The following is a 12,065-nucleotide window of genomic DNA, read 5'->3' on the forward strand; positions in this document are numbered from 1 at the left end:
TGCACGTCAGGCGGTCCAGAATGAATGGCCGGGTTTCCGCGCCTGAGGGAGGGGCGGCCATGCAGCGTGCACATCGCCATACGATTGCCGGCATTTCCCTTTCCAATCCGGACAAGGTTCTGTTCGATGCGCAGGGCCTGACGAAGGCGGACATCGCCCGGCACTATCTGCGTGTAGCCGACCGCATGTTGCCTGCCGTGAAGAAGCGCCTGGTCAGCCTCGTGCGGTGCCCGGACGGCCGCAGCAAGGAATGCTTTTTCCAGAAGCACGCGGGAAGGGGATTTCCCACTGCGGTGAAGCGGCAGGAGATCACCGAGAAGGACGGCGACAAGGCCGAATATCTCTATATCAGCGACCTCAAGGGAATCGTCGCCGGCGTGCAGATGAACACGCTCGAGTTCCATATTTGGGGCTCGCGCATCGATTCGCTGGAAAAGCCCGACCGCCTTGTCTTCGATCTCGACCCAGACGAGGGACTGAATTTCACGGATGTGAAGCGGGCATGCCTTGACCTGCGCGACCGCCTGGAAAAGCTCGGTCTAAAGACCCTGCCGATGGTGACGGGCGGGAAGGGTGTGCATGTGATCGCGCCGCTCTCCCGCCGCGCCGAGTGGCCGGACGTTAACGCTTTTGCGCGCGCGATCGCGCGCCGGCTCGGCGAGGAGGAGCCGGAGCGCTTCCTCGCGCAGGCCTCCAAGGCCAAGCGCAAGGACCGCATCTTCATCGACTGGCTGCGCAACGAACGCGGGGCGACGGCGATCGCTCCTTATTCGACGCGGGCGCGGCAGGGGGCTCCCATCGCGACGCCCGTCTCCTGGGAGGAATTGGAGCGGCTCGATGCGGCCAACACCTTTCGCATCGGCGACATGGAGGCCAGGATGCAGCAGCCCGATCCCTGGGCGCAGGCGGCCACCTGGCGGCAGGCGATCACCACGTCCATGCTGAAATCCGTCGGAGCCGATCCCTCCGATGGCTGATTCTCGGCCGCAAGCGGGCCGGGAGCCCTCCTTCTTCGAGGATTTCGCCCTCGAATTCCTCGATCTGCCGGAGGCGCGGGTGCGGGTTCGGCACTACGGTTCCGGCCCGCCCGTGCTGCTTCTGCACGGCCATCCGCGCACGCACACGACTTGGTGGCGCGTGGCCCCGAAGTTGGCGCGCACTCATACGGTCGTCTGCCCCGACCTGCGCGGCTTCGGCCAGTCCTCCAAGCCGGCCGATACGCCCGATCACCGTCACTCCTCCAAGCGCGCCAAGGCGGGTGATTGCGTCGCGCTGATGAAGCATCTCGGCTTTGAGCGCTTTGCCATCGTCGGCCATGACCGCGGCTCCTACACGGCCTTCCGCGCGGCAATGGATTTCCCCGACGAGGTCTCGAAGCTCGTCATCCTCGACGGAGTGCCGATCCTCGAAGCGCTGGAGCGCTGCGACGCGCGCTTCGCCACGGAATGGTGGCACTGGTTCTTCTTCGGCCAGCCGGAAAAGCCCGAACGCGCCATCCTTGCTGATCCAGACCGCTGGTATAGCGGCTCCCCGGAGAAGATGGGGGAGCGGAACTATGCCGACTTCTGCGCCGCGATCCACGATCCGGAAACAGTACACGGCATGATCGAGGATTATCGCGCGGGGCTCGGCATCGATCGCGCCCATGACGAGGCGGACCGCGCCGCCGGCCGAACGGTCCAATGCCCGACCATGGTCCTGTGGTCATTGCGCGATGATCTCGAGCAGCTCTATGGCGACGTGCTCGCCGTCTGGCGCCCCTGGGCGCCGAACCTGACCGGCCACGGCATCGACAGCGGACACCATGTGGCGGAAGAGGCGCCCGACACGCTCGCGGAGGTACTGCTGCGCTTCCTCGGCTCCACACCGTAGTCAGGCGAAACTCCGGTGGCCCGCCGCGGGCCGGCCTATCGAGTTTTCCGGAACGCCGCGCGCGCCTCCTCCACCCGGCTCCGGTTGCGGACGGCCCAAGCCCCTAAAGCTTCCAGCGGCTCCAGCAAGTCCAAGCCGAGTTCCGTCAGCTCGTAGTCGACCCGGGGCGGCAGGGTAGGGGTAACCACCCGCCGCACGAAGCCATCCTCCTCCAGGCTGCGCAATGTCGTCGTCAGCATCTTCTGGCTGACATCCCCGATCTCGCGCTTCAGGTCGGAAAAGCGCATTGGCCCTTTGCTCAGCCGAGTGACGATCATGACCGACCATTTGCTGGCAATGCGGGCCAGAAGCTCCTTCACCGGGCCGCAATCCACTCCTCTGTGCGTGATCGGCAGTTCCATGAATGTGCCTCCGGTATGAAAAAAGTGCCTTCTTGCGTGCCGTACGGGTACGTCTATCTTATGTTGGTCTCTAATGGAAACCAAGGTCTCGGATGGATACTGAAGTGAACCCGGTCCGCGCGCCGGCAAGCATTTTCGCCCTGCATGGCAAGAGTGTCGCGATAGCCGGTGCCACTGGAAATGTCGGCGAAGGCGTTGTGCGGACGTTGCTGCGCGCCGGCGCCAAAGTTTTTGCCCTGACACGCAGCGAGGACAGGTTCGAGCGGCTTGCCCGTCTGCTCGAGGGCGAAAGAACCGAGAATCTGACAGGCATTGCCGGCGACACGAGCACGTTGAGCGGCATGAGTTCGCTTGCCGCAAAGATTGCGGCGGAGCACGGCCCGATCGACCATGCGGTGGTGGCGCTCGGGCAGTGGTGGCAGGGAAAGCGGGTATGGGAGGTCCCGGAGGAGGATTTCCAGCGCTACTTCCTCGACACGATGGTCCTTCATTTCGCGGCCGCGCGGGCTCTCGCGCCTCTCGTCGAGGAAGGCGGAAGCTATACGGTCCTTGCCGGCCTTTCCGCCGTGACGCCGCTCCCGGGCGCTTCGCTGGTCGGCATGCAAGGTGCGGCGCATCTCATGCTTGCCAGGGAACTCCAGGCGGACGCGGGCGAACGCCTGCGGGTCAACAGCCTCGTCCTCGGTTTCGTCCGCAGCCGTGGGCGGACGAGCGGGAAGCCGTCCTGGCTTACAGCCGACGATGTCGGACATCTGGTTCTACGGCTCGCCGCCTCGCGGGTGGCAGGGCGGCAGATCAGGGCGGACGTCAAGGAGGTGGCGGAGCGCTCGCTCAAGGAGCTTGGGCTATGACCTTCACGATCGATCTCCTGGACGACCGCACTCGCCCTAAGGCGCCGAAGGTCGAAGGCGTCACTCCTGCGCAGCGCGCGCATGGAAAACGCCTCGCCATGATCCACAATCTCCACCTGCAGCAAATGGCGGAGGTCCGGCGAGTCATGGAGAGGATTGCCGCCGGTGAGGAAAGCGTCGCCTCCCTCGGAGACGCGGTTTCCTCCCTGCAGATGGCGCACAACTACCGGCAGTTCGGCGCGCTCTGCGGCAGGGAGTGCGTGGCGCTGACCTTCCATCACACGAGCGAGGACCAGCTGGTGTTCCCGGCGCTGGAGAGGGGGAGCGAGGGGCTGAGGAAGGTGGTCGAGCGGCTGCGCGCCGAGCACGACATCATCCACCAGATCCTCGTGCAGTACGAAGCGGCCGCCTTGGAAGCGATGGAGGCTCCCGGCCCTGAGACATTCGCCGCCTTGCGCGAGCTCTTCGAGACGCTCGATCGCGTCGTCAAATCCCACTTCGGCTACGAACAGGAGGAGTTGGAAGAGGCACTCGGCTATATGAACGTGCCGCTGTAGCGCAGCCTCGCTCAGCGCCTGCGCCGAGCGTCGCGTTCTTCGCGCGAGCGGCGGCGCGGACCTTCCACCTCGCCCTCGGCCAACACCTTGCGCGGGGGTAGTTCCACCTGCTGCCCCAGCTTGGGGAAGGGGTCCACCTTGTTGGGCAGCGCCATCGCGTAGACGAAATGTTCCTGGAATTTGGGCTCCAGCGCCGTCTCGATCTTCTCGATGCGCCGCACCGTCTCCTCGATCTCCCGGCGGTGATCGCGGTTGAGAAGCGCCATGCGCGCGCCGGTTCCGGCGGCGTTGCCGACGGCCGAGACGTTCTCCAGCTCGCAATCGGGGATGAGGCCCAGAACCATCGCAAAGGTCGGGTCGATGAAGGAGCCGAAGGCACCGGCGAAGCGGATTACGTCCACCGTGTCCACGCCCTGCTTTTCCATCAGCAGCTTGGTGCCGGCATAGAGCGCGGCCTTGGCGAGCTGGATGGCGCGCACATCGTTCTGCGTCACCGCGATGCGCGGCTCACCCTCGGTGAGCACATAGGAGAAGGTGCGGCCCTGTTCGACGATGCGGGGACTTCTGGCCGCCAATGTGCCATCGATCACGCCGTCCTCGGAGATGATGCCCGAAAGATACATCTCCGCGATGACCTCGATGATGCCGGAGCCGCAGATGCCGGTAACGCCCGTCGCGCCGACGGCTTCGGCGAAGCCCGGTTCGTCGGACCAGTGATCGCTGCCGATGACGCGGAAGCGGGGCTCCAGCGTCTGCCGGTCGATGCGCACGCGCTCGATGGCGCCGGGCGCGGCGCGTTGGCCCGACGAGATTTCCGCGCCTTCGAAGGCAGGGCCGGTAGGCGAGGACGCGGCGACCACACGATCGCTGTTGCCAAGCACGATCTCGGCGTTCGTGCCGACATCGACGATGAGCATCATCCGGTCCTGCCGGTGCGGGCCTTCCGACAGTGTGACGGCGGCGGCGTCCGCGCCCACATGGCCGGCGATGCAGGGCAGCATGTAGAGCCGGGCGCCCGGATTGAGCTTCAGGCCCAGGTCGTCGGCCCGCGCCTTCACCGCGCCGGACACGGCCAGTGCGAAGGGCGCGCCGCCGAGCTCGGTCGGGTCGATCCCCAGGAAAAGATGATGCATGACCGGATTGCCGACGAAAACGGCATCGAGGATATCGGCGCGCTCTATGCCGCCTTCCGCCGTCACCTTGTCGATCAGCTTTGAGACCTCCTGCCGCACGGCGCGAGTCATGGCCTGCCGCCCGTCCGGGTTCATCATCACATAGGAGACGCGGCTCATCAGGTCTTCGCCGAAGCGGATCTGCGGGTTCGATGCGCCGGCCGAAGCCACCACGCGCCCGGAAAGCAGCGAGACCAGATGCATGGCGATGGTGGTGGAGCCGATGTCGCAGGCAAGGCCATAGGCCTCGTTTTTCAGTCCCGGCCAGAGGGCAATGATGCGGGCGGCTTCCTCCTCCTCGTCCTGGTGGACGGCAGCAGTCACCGCCCATTTGCCCTGCCGCAGGGTCTTCTGCACCTCACCCAGCAGGTGAAAATCCACCTCCAGACGTCGGTATCCCCAATCCTTCTGGATTTGCGACTTCAGCCGGTCCAGATCGCCCAGCGGGTGATGCATGTCGGGCTCTTCCACCTCGACATACCGCAGGTTCACCGCCGGGTGACGCTCGATCACGCGGTTGTCGGCGTCCTTGCGCACCACCTGCGCATTGATCACCGCATCCTGGGGCACGTCGATGACGAGATCGCCCTCGATCGTGGCCGAGCAGGACAGGCGCCGGCCGGCTGGAAGCTCGCGCTTTTCCGCATAGCGCGCCTCCTTCGGGCCGAAGGGCGAGATATGCTCCTTGGAGGACGAGATCTTGTGCTTAGCGAAGTGGCCCTCCTGCACCTCGACCTGGCAGCGCCCGCAGGTGGCGCGCCCGCCGCAGACGCTCTCCACATACACGCCGAGCTGCCGCGCGGCATCGAGCACGCTTGTGCCCTTGGGAAACCGCCCGCGCTTGCCCGAGGGCATGAAGAGGACCAGCGGATGGTCCTTGATGTCGGGTGGTGCGTTCATAGGAGAGGCTCCCGGTTATTGCCGATCGCCTTCACCCCCGCCCTATCCTGGCCATGCGCGCCTCGCGGCCGCCGCGGCGGCGGCCGGCGGCAGCCGATTGGCCGCCATTTGCCGCCTCGGCAGCGCCGGAATTGCCCGAGCTTGCCGGCTGGTGGTCGCGGTAGGTCATGATCCAGGTCTGGCAATTGGGGTCCGTACCGTTCAGTACGTTCGCGGCGCGTACCATCTCCATCTCCTGCGGCCGGCAGGGATTCATGATGGCGCTGGTCATGCCGGCCCCGATCACCATGGGGATGAAGCCGGCATTGATGCCGTGGCGGTGCGGCAGGCCAAAGGAAATGTTGGAGAGGCCGCAGGTCGTGTTCACCTTCAGCTCCTCGCGCAGCCGGCGCAAAAGCGCGAAGACCTGCTTGCCCGCCGTGCCCATCGCGCCAATCGGCATGACCAGCGGGTCGACCACGATGTCATGCGCGGGAATGCCGTAGTCGGCGGCGCGCTGCACGATCTTCCTGGCCACCTCGAAGCGGACATCAGGGTCCTCGGAGATGCCGGTCTCGTCGTTAGAGATGGCCACCACCGGCACGTCGTATTTCTTGATGAGCGGCAGGATGGTCTCGAGCTTCTCTTCCTCGCCAGTGACGGAGTTCACCAGCGGCCGTCCCTTGGCGACCTTGAGCGCGGCCTCGATGGCGGCGGAAACGGAGGAATCGATCGACAGCGGCACGTCGACCAGGTCCTGCACGATCTGCAGGGTCTGAACGAGCAGGGCCGGCTCCGTGGCGTTCGGGTCCACCGCCGTCACGCCTGCATTCACGTCCAGCATCGTCGCGCCGGCGGCGACCTGCTCCAGCGCGTCCTTCTTCACCGTCTCGAAATTGCCGGCCACCATCTCCGCCGCCAGCTTCTTGCGGCCTGTGGGATTGATACGCTCGCCGATGACGCAAAAAGGCTGGTCGAAGCCTATGACGACTTCTCTTGTCGCCGAGGCGACGATGGTGCGGGTCATGCGCAGTCCTCCGAAAGGATATAAAGACTTCCTTATATCGTTATCTGTTGTCTTTCAACCTTCAGGGCGACTCCCGTGGATCATTCCCCGGCGGCCGGCTCGCCGCCGGTGAGGAAGCCGCCGGCCTTGACCAGCGCCTTCAGCCTTTCCGGCGTGAACTCCCGCTCGATCGCCTGCGTTGCCTTGTCGGCCTCCGCTTCCAGATCATCGCTCACCGGCTGCGGGGCGCCGCGCCGCCACTCGGCCAGGTAAGCGTCCGTGTCGCGCGCGCCGACCCGCATGGCGCACATGTCTATCGCTTCGGTGAAGCGCAGCGGCAGCTCGCGCTTGGCGGTCGCCCGCCCCTTCCGAACGATGACCTGCGCGGGGATGTCGCGCCAGTAGACGACGATCAGATCGGCCATGGGAGCCTCTTTTCCTTCGGGTGGAGAATTGCCGGCGGCGGCCGCCGCCGCTTGTTGCCGGGCGACGCGCGCGCCTTCAAAAACGACGCATGTGCCGCGTCAGAACAAGAAGAAGCTGGCAAGCGCTCCGGCCGTGCCGATGAAGGCGGCGATGATGCCGAGGGAGAAGAGGCCGATTGCGACAGCGATCGCCAGCAGCGTACCGTCACGCTCGGACAGTGCCAGCCCGAGAAGGGCGCAGGCCAGCGCAGGGAACCAGTTGCCGAACGGGATTGGCAGTGTGACCGCAGTCGCAAGGATGAGCGCGCAGAAGCCGACAAGGCGCTCGCCGCGCTTCTCGGAAAAGGGCCAGTAGCGCGGGCGCACCAGGCGCTCCAGCCACCTGATCTTGGGGATCAGTCGCTCGCCCATATGGCGGAACTGCGCCGCGCCCACGGATTTCGTCAGGATTGCGCGCGGCAGCCACACGGTGGGCCGGCCAAGCACCATCTGGAAGGAGACGAGCAGCAGGGGCACGCCGAGCACCAGGGTGCTGCCCGGCGGCAGGGGCAGCATGTTCAGAAGCGCGAAGAAGACGAGCATGGTGGCGAAGCTGCGGTCGCCAAGCGCCTCGCGCAGCTGTTCCACCGTGACGGTCTCTTCCGCCTCGCGCGCAAGATCCTCGAAGATGTCCGACAGGCGGCGCTGGCGGGGCACGGAAACGCGCACCCCCGAAACCGCCTCCATTGCGCCTCCTTCGGCTCTCACGCTCTTCCGTTCCTTTTCGGGCGACACCATCGCCCAGCTTTAATCCCGCTGCGGTTAAGGGCGGGTGACATATATGGGTATCTATCGTGAGCGGCGGAACTCGATGATGTCCAGCTTGGATTCACGTGCGGGTGCGGGAAACTCGATGCGCCATGCATCCTCCCCGCTGCGGAACACATAGCCCGCCTGATCCGTCTCCGGCCCGGAGCCGTAGGGTGGCGGCGTCTCGCCCGCCACATAGAAGGAGCCGAGATAGATAAGCCGCTTGTCGCCATCGTCGAAGAAGCGGCCCTTGGTGCGCTGCGAGCCCGAAAGCTTTTCGAGCACCCAGCCCGCGCCTTCGTCGATGACGCGGCAGCGGAACCAGTCATAGATGACGAGGGAAGCAAGTCCGCCGGCCTTGATCGTGCGGCACTGCCAGTCGCCCATCATGTCGAAGCCCTGAAACGACAGGTGCGGCCGCGAGACGATCTCCTCGAATGTTGCGACATCCTGCGGCGAGCCGCCGGCCTTGGCTTCGGCGATCGCCGCCTTGCGCGTCGCCTCGAAGTTGTCCAGGCGGGCGGTGTCGGACTTGGTGATGATCTTCAGGATCTCGCCGTCGGCCTGGGCAGGCAGGCTTGAAAGTGAGAGGAGTAGAAGGACTGCGAGGGTGCGGGAAAACATGGGAATCCTCCGGAGGCCGCCATCCATAAGCGGAAATCCGGCGCTTTGGTGGCTTGCGAGTGATGGAACCGCTCAAGCGGACGGAAAGGCTGCCGTCTGCAGGGCGTCGCCAAGGTCGCCATAGCCCGTGAAGCGGCGCTCGTAGGCAAGGCCCAGAAGGCGCGCGGCGTTCCTGGCGACCTCTTCGAGAGCCGGATCCTCCGTCTGCGCGAGATAGACGACCTTCTCGTAGTTTCCAAAGAAATCCTTGATCAGTTCGGGGTGACGGTCGAGCCCGAGCGGTTTCATGAAGAAGGCGTCGAACTGGCGGCACAGGAAATCCGTCATGTAGAAGGACGTCATGTCGGCGTCCTCGTTCGCCGCAAAGACCTCTAGCCCCTGGTAGAAGGCAAAGCAGTGCGGGCCGGCGATGCGGGACACATCGTGCTTCTCGCAGATTGCGTCGAGACGTCCGCCTGTGCCGCAATCAGCATAGCCAACAAAGATGTGACGGTAGCCTTGCTCCTTGGCCCGCGTGATAGCGGCTTCGAGGGCAGGGGCGATGCGGTCGGGATAGTAGTGATACTCGGCCGGAAGGCAGGTAAGCTCGAGGTGCTCCAGCCGCAGTTGCTCACGGACCGCCAGCACCTCGCGGGCGATCATCCCGCAGGCGATGACCAGAACTTTTTCCGGTTCCGGGAGTTTTACGGCGGCTTTGGTCATCTTCGTTCCCGCGCAAGCTGCGCGCGATGAAAAATGGGAGAACGGTTCATGTCCGGCAAGCTCTTTTCGCGCATCGCCATTCTTATTGCCGTAGCGGGCCTCGCCGCCGGCTGCGCCAACACCATCCGCGGCGCAGGCCAGGACACGGCGAACGCCGTTGATGCGACGGGAAACGCCGTACAACGGGTCGGCAACGCCGCCCGCTGACCGTTGCCGCGGGACGGCTCAAACCGTCCTTAAGCGGCGATGTTGTGCTTGCGCTTCATCAGCTCCTTGGCCGTCTCGACGGCCACCGCGGCATCGCGGCAATAGGCATCGGCGCCGACCGCCCGGCCGAATTCCTCGTTCAACGGGGCTCCGCCGACAAGCACGATCAGATCGTCGCGGATGCCCTTTTCCTTCAGCGTGTCGATCACGACCTTCATATAGGGCATGGTTGTGGTGAGCAGCGCCGACATGCCGATGATATCCGGCTGGTGCTTCTCGATCGCCTCCAGATAGTTCTCGACCGGGTTGTTGATGCCGAGATCGATCACCTCGAAGCCGGCGCCCTCCATCATCATGCCGACAAGGTTCTTGCCGATGTCGTGAATGTCGCCCTTGACCGTGCCGATCACCATCTTGCCCTGCTTGGGCGCTCCGGTCTCGACCAGAAGCGGGCGCAGGATCGCCATGCCGGCCTTCATCGCATTGGCCGAGAGCAGCACTTCCGGCACGAAGAGGATGCCGTCGCGGAAATCCTCGCCGACGATGCGCATACCCTCGACCAGGGCCTGGGTCAGCACGTCATAGGGCGTCCAGCCGCGCCCCAGAAGGATGCGCGTGCCTTCCTCGATCTCCTCCTTCAGCCCGTCATAGAGATCGTCGTGCATCTGCTGCACGAGTTCTTCGTCGGGAAGCTCGGAAAGGATGATTTCGTCGTCGGACATTTATAGGCTCCTGCCTTGTCGCCGCCCGGCTTTTGCAATCGGCTCTAGATAAGCTGCCCGAGGCCGCTTTCCATAGCCGATTTGCGACGCGATGCAAAAGGAAAGCGACTGGAATGTCTGCGCTTTTCTGGCGCCCGCTCTCAATGCGACACGGGTTGGCGCTTGCGGAATGGCCGGCCCCGCCCGGCCGAATAGGATGTGCGCCGGCAAGGATCCACCCTTCGGCGAGACCGGCGGACGGCAGGGACGAGAATGATGGAAGACAATGCGGCGATGAACGAGGAGGCGGCGGGCGCGGCCCGACGCGGCCGAACGGGCCGGGCAGAGCGCGGCGGCGCCGCGGCCAGGCGTGCGGCGCGCAGCACCGGCGGACCGGGGCAGCAGCTCACCTATATCCGCCGCAAGCTCCCCAACTACGAGGTTCTGGACGAGGAGGGCCTTTCGCTCATCGAGGCGAATGCGGACACGGTGCTGGAGGAGATCGGCATCGAATTCCGCGGCGATGCGGAGGCGTTGAAGCTCTGGAGGGACGCCGGCGCGGATGTAGAGGGCGAGCGCGTGCGTTTCCCCAAAGGTCTGTGCCGCGCGCTGCTCAAGACCGCCCCGCCGGTCTTCGCCCAGCACGCGCGCAACCCGGCGCGCTCCGTCCAGATCGGCGGCGACGCGACGGTTTTCGCGCCCGTCTACGGTCCGCCTTTCGTTCGCGACCTCGACGGCAACCGCCGCTATGCGACGGTCGAGGATTTCCAAAATTTCGTGAAGCTCGCCTATATGGCCCCGTCCATCCACCATTCGGGCGGCACGGTCTGCGAGCCCGTCGACGTGCCGGTCAACAAGCGCCATCTCGACATGGTCTATGCGCATATGCGCTTTTCCGACAAGCCCTTCATGGGCTCGGTGACCGCGCCCGAGCGCGCGGAAGATACGGTCGCCATGGCGAAGATCCTGTTCGGCGAGGATTTCGTCGAACAGAACACCGTGATCATCAGCCTCATCAACGCAAACTCGCCCATGGTCTTCGACGAGACCATGCTCGGCGCGGCAAAGGTCTATGCCCGGCACAACCAGGCGACGATCATCACGCCCTTCATCCTGGCGGGCGCCATGAGCCCGGTGACGGTCGCCGGCACGCTGACGCAGGTTCTGGCGGAAGTGCTGGCCGGGGCCGCCTTCACGCAGCTCGTGCGCCCGGGCGCGCCCGTCGTATTCGGCACCTTCGCCTCCTCGATCTCCATGCAGTCGGGCGCGCCGACCTTCGGGACGCCGGAGCCCTCGCTCGTCTCCTATGGCGCGGCGCAGCTTGCGCGAAGGCTGGGGCTGCCCTTCCGCACCGGCGGCTCGCTCACCGCGTCGAAGGTCTCCGACGCGCAGGCAGCTTACGAAAGCGCCAACACGCTCAACTCCACCATGCTCGCCGGCACCAATTTCGTGCTGCACGCCGCCGGCTGGCTCGAAGGAGGCCTTGTCTCCTCCTACGAGAAATTCATGATGGACATCGACCAGCTCGGCATGCAGCAAAGCTTCTCCGCGGGGGTGGACCTTTCGGACAACGGCCAGGCGATGGACGCCATCCGCGAGGTCGGGCCCGGCAGTCACTATCTCGGCTGCGCGCACACCCAGGCCAATTTCCAGACCGCCTTCTACCGCTCCTCCATCGCCGACAACAATTCCTTCGAGCAATGGCTCGCCGAAGGGGAGAAGACGGCCCATCAGCGCGCCAACCAGCTTGCCCGCAGCTGGCTCGACAGCTACGAGGCGCCTCCCATCGACGAGGGCGCGGACGAGGCGCTCAAGGATTTCATAGCCCGGCGCAAGGGCTCCATGCCCGACGCTTTCGCCTGAGCGGGCGCAAGTGGCC

At 65.2% G+C, this 12,065-nt stretch carries 14 protein-coding genes; 6 read left to right on the top strand and 8 right to left on the bottom strand.

Annotation, left to right across the window (positions count from 1 at the left end):
* The first annotated feature begins 59 nt into the window (after positions 1-59).
* Complete coding sequence (ligD, locus tag RIN79_RS16780) at positions 60-977, top strand: non-homologous end-joining DNA ligase (protein ID WP_309085826.1); 918 nt, start codon at positions 60-62, stop codon at positions 975-977.
* The gene (locus tag RIN79_RS16785; protein WP_309085827.1) at positions 970-1,872 is read left to right on the top strand and encodes an alpha/beta hydrolase; all 903 of its coding nucleotides are present in this window, start codon (positions 970-972) and stop codon (positions 1,870-1,872) included. Before ligD ends, RIN79_RS16785 begins: the two co-directional genes overlap by 8 nt.
* Positions 1,873-1,907: 35 nt before the next feature.
* Here RIN79_RS16785 and RIN79_RS16790 read toward each other — a convergent pair whose 3' ends face one another.
* Positions 1,908-2,273, bottom strand: coding sequence for a helix-turn-helix domain-containing protein (locus RIN79_RS16790; RefSeq protein WP_309085828.1), 366 nt, complete (start codon positions 2,271-2,273; stop codon positions 1,908-1,910).
* 104 nt (positions 2,274-2,377) lie between these two features.
* Here RIN79_RS16790 and RIN79_RS16795 point away from each other — a divergent pair, with 104 nt between their 5' ends.
* Both RIN79_RS16795 and RIN79_RS16800 read left to right on the top strand, forming a co-directional pair.
* Positions 2,378-3,124 (top strand): SDR family oxidoreductase, encoded by a 747-nt coding sequence (locus tag RIN79_RS16795; RefSeq protein WP_309085829.1) that lies wholly within the window; start codon positions 2,378-2,380, stop codon positions 3,122-3,124.
* On the top strand, positions 3,121-3,681 hold the full coding sequence (locus tag RIN79_RS16800) for a hemerythrin domain-containing protein (protein ID WP_309085830.1): 561 nt from the start codon (positions 3,121-3,123) through the stop codon (positions 3,679-3,681). Before RIN79_RS16795 ends, RIN79_RS16800 begins: the two co-directional genes overlap by 4 nt.
* A gap of 11 nt (positions 3,682-3,692) precedes the next feature.
* On the opposite strand, the gene RIN79_RS16805 is transcribed toward RIN79_RS16800, so the two are convergent.
* The 6 genes from RIN79_RS16805 to RIN79_RS16830 all read right to left on the bottom strand — a co-directional run bounded on the left by RIN79_RS16805 (position 3,693) and on the right by RIN79_RS16830 (position 9,278).
* On the bottom strand, positions 3,693-5,753 hold the full coding sequence (locus tag RIN79_RS16805; protein WP_309085831.1) for an ASKHA domain-containing protein: 2,061 nt from the start codon (positions 5,751-5,753) through the stop codon (positions 3,693-3,695).
* 31 nt (positions 5,754-5,784) lie between these two features.
* Positions 5,785-6,759 carry a methyltetrahydrofolate cobalamin methyltransferase gene (locus RIN79_RS16810; RefSeq protein ID WP_309085832.1) on the bottom strand — a complete coding sequence of 325 codons (975 nt, stop codon included), beginning with the start codon at positions 6,757-6,759 and terminating at the stop codon, positions 5,785-5,787.
* An 80-nt stretch (positions 6,760-6,839) separates the two neighbouring features.
* Positions 6,840-7,163, bottom strand: coding sequence for a virulence factor (locus RIN79_RS16815; protein ID WP_309085833.1), 324 nt, complete (start codon positions 7,161-7,163; stop codon positions 6,840-6,842).
* Between the two features lie 99 nt (positions 7,164-7,262).
* Positions 7,263-7,889, bottom strand: a complete 627-nt coding sequence (locus tag RIN79_RS16820) for an exopolysaccharide biosynthesis protein (RefSeq protein WP_309085834.1) — start codon at positions 7,887-7,889, stop codon at positions 7,263-7,265.
* Positions 7,890-7,991: 102 nt separating this feature from the next.
* On the bottom strand, positions 7,992-8,576 hold the full coding sequence (locus RIN79_RS16825) for a DUF4893 domain-containing protein (protein ID WP_309085835.1): 585 nt from the start codon (positions 8,574-8,576) through the stop codon (positions 7,992-7,994).
* A 72-nt stretch (positions 8,577-8,648) separates the two neighbouring features.
* A complete protein-coding gene (locus RIN79_RS16830; protein ID WP_309085836.1) occupies positions 8,649-9,278 on the bottom strand; it encodes a DUF1638 domain-containing protein in 630 nt (209 codons plus the stop codon).
* 48 nt (positions 9,279-9,326) lie between these two features.
* On the opposite strand from RIN79_RS16830, the gene RIN79_RS16835 reads away from it, so the two are divergent.
* Positions 9,327-9,485, top strand: a complete 159-nt coding sequence (locus RIN79_RS16835; protein ID WP_309085837.1) for an entericidin — start codon at positions 9,327-9,329, stop codon at positions 9,483-9,485.
* Positions 9,486-9,514: 29 nt separating this feature from the next.
* On the opposite strand, the gene RIN79_RS16840 is transcribed toward RIN79_RS16835, so the two are convergent.
* Complete coding sequence (locus RIN79_RS16840; RefSeq protein WP_309085838.1) at positions 9,515-10,207, bottom strand: B12-binding domain-containing protein; 693 nt, start codon at positions 10,205-10,207, stop codon at positions 9,515-9,517.
* 273 nt (positions 10,208-10,480) lie between these two features.
* On the opposite strand from RIN79_RS16840, the gene RIN79_RS16845 reads away from it, so the two are divergent.
* Positions 10,481-12,049 (top strand): trimethylamine methyltransferase family protein, encoded by a 1,569-nt coding sequence (locus tag RIN79_RS16845; protein WP_309085863.1) that lies wholly within the window; start codon positions 10,481-10,483, stop codon positions 12,047-12,049.
* Positions 12,050-12,065 lie beyond the last annotated feature (16 nt).

The sequence above is a fragment of the Chelativorans sp. genome (assembly GCF_031180965.1).
GTDB lineage: Bacteria > Pseudomonadota > Alphaproteobacteria > Rhizobiales > Rhizobiaceae > Chelativorans.

Excerpts from the sequence above, each read along its gene's own strand:
- RIN79_RS16815 (WP_309085833.1), bottom strand. The coding sequence starts at position 7,163 with ATGGCCGATCTGATCGTCGTCTACTGGCGCGACATCCCCGCGCAGGTC.
- RIN79_RS16825 (WP_309085835.1), bottom strand. The coding sequence starts at position 8,576 with ATGTTTTCCCGCACCCTCGCAGTCCTTCTACTCCTCTCACTTTCAAGC.
- RIN79_RS16845 (WP_309085863.1), top strand. The coding sequence starts at position 10,481 with ATGAACGAGGAGGCGGCGGGCGCGGCCCGACGCGGCCGAACGGGCCGG.
- ligD (WP_309085826.1), top strand. The coding sequence starts at position 60 with ATGCAGCGTGCACATCGCCATACGATTGCCGGCATTTCCCTTTCCAAT.
- RIN79_RS16810 (WP_309085832.1), bottom strand. The coding sequence starts at position 6,759 with ATGACCCGCACCATCGTCGCCTCGGCGACAAGAGAAGTCGTCATAGGC.
- RIN79_RS16800 (WP_309085830.1), top strand. The coding sequence starts at position 3,121 with ATGACCTTCACGATCGATCTCCTGGACGACCGCACTCGCCCTAAGGCG.
- RIN79_RS16805 (WP_309085831.1), bottom strand. The coding sequence starts at position 5,753 with ATGAACGCACCACCCGACATCAAGGACCATCCGCTGGTCCTCTTCATG.
- RIN79_RS16835 (WP_309085837.1), top strand. The coding sequence starts at position 9,327 with ATGTCCGGCAAGCTCTTTTCGCGCATCGCCATTCTTATTGCCGTAGCG.
- RIN79_RS16840 (WP_309085838.1), bottom strand. The coding sequence starts at position 10,207 with ATGTCCGACGACGAAATCATCCTTTCCGAGCTTCCCGACGAAGAACTC.
- RIN79_RS16785 (WP_309085827.1), top strand. The coding sequence starts at position 970 with ATGGCTGATTCTCGGCCGCAAGCGGGCCGGGAGCCCTCCTTCTTCGAG.
- RIN79_RS16820 (WP_309085834.1), bottom strand. The coding sequence starts at position 7,889 with ATGGAGGCGGTTTCGGGGGTGCGCGTTTCCGTGCCCCGCCAGCGCCGC.
- RIN79_RS16830 (WP_309085836.1), bottom strand. The coding sequence starts at position 9,278 with ATGACCAAAGCCGCCGTAAAACTCCCGGAACCGGAAAAAGTTCTGGTC.
- RIN79_RS16790 (WP_309085828.1), bottom strand. The coding sequence starts at position 2,273 with ATGGAACTGCCGATCACGCACAGAGGAGTGGATTGCGGCCCGGTGAAG.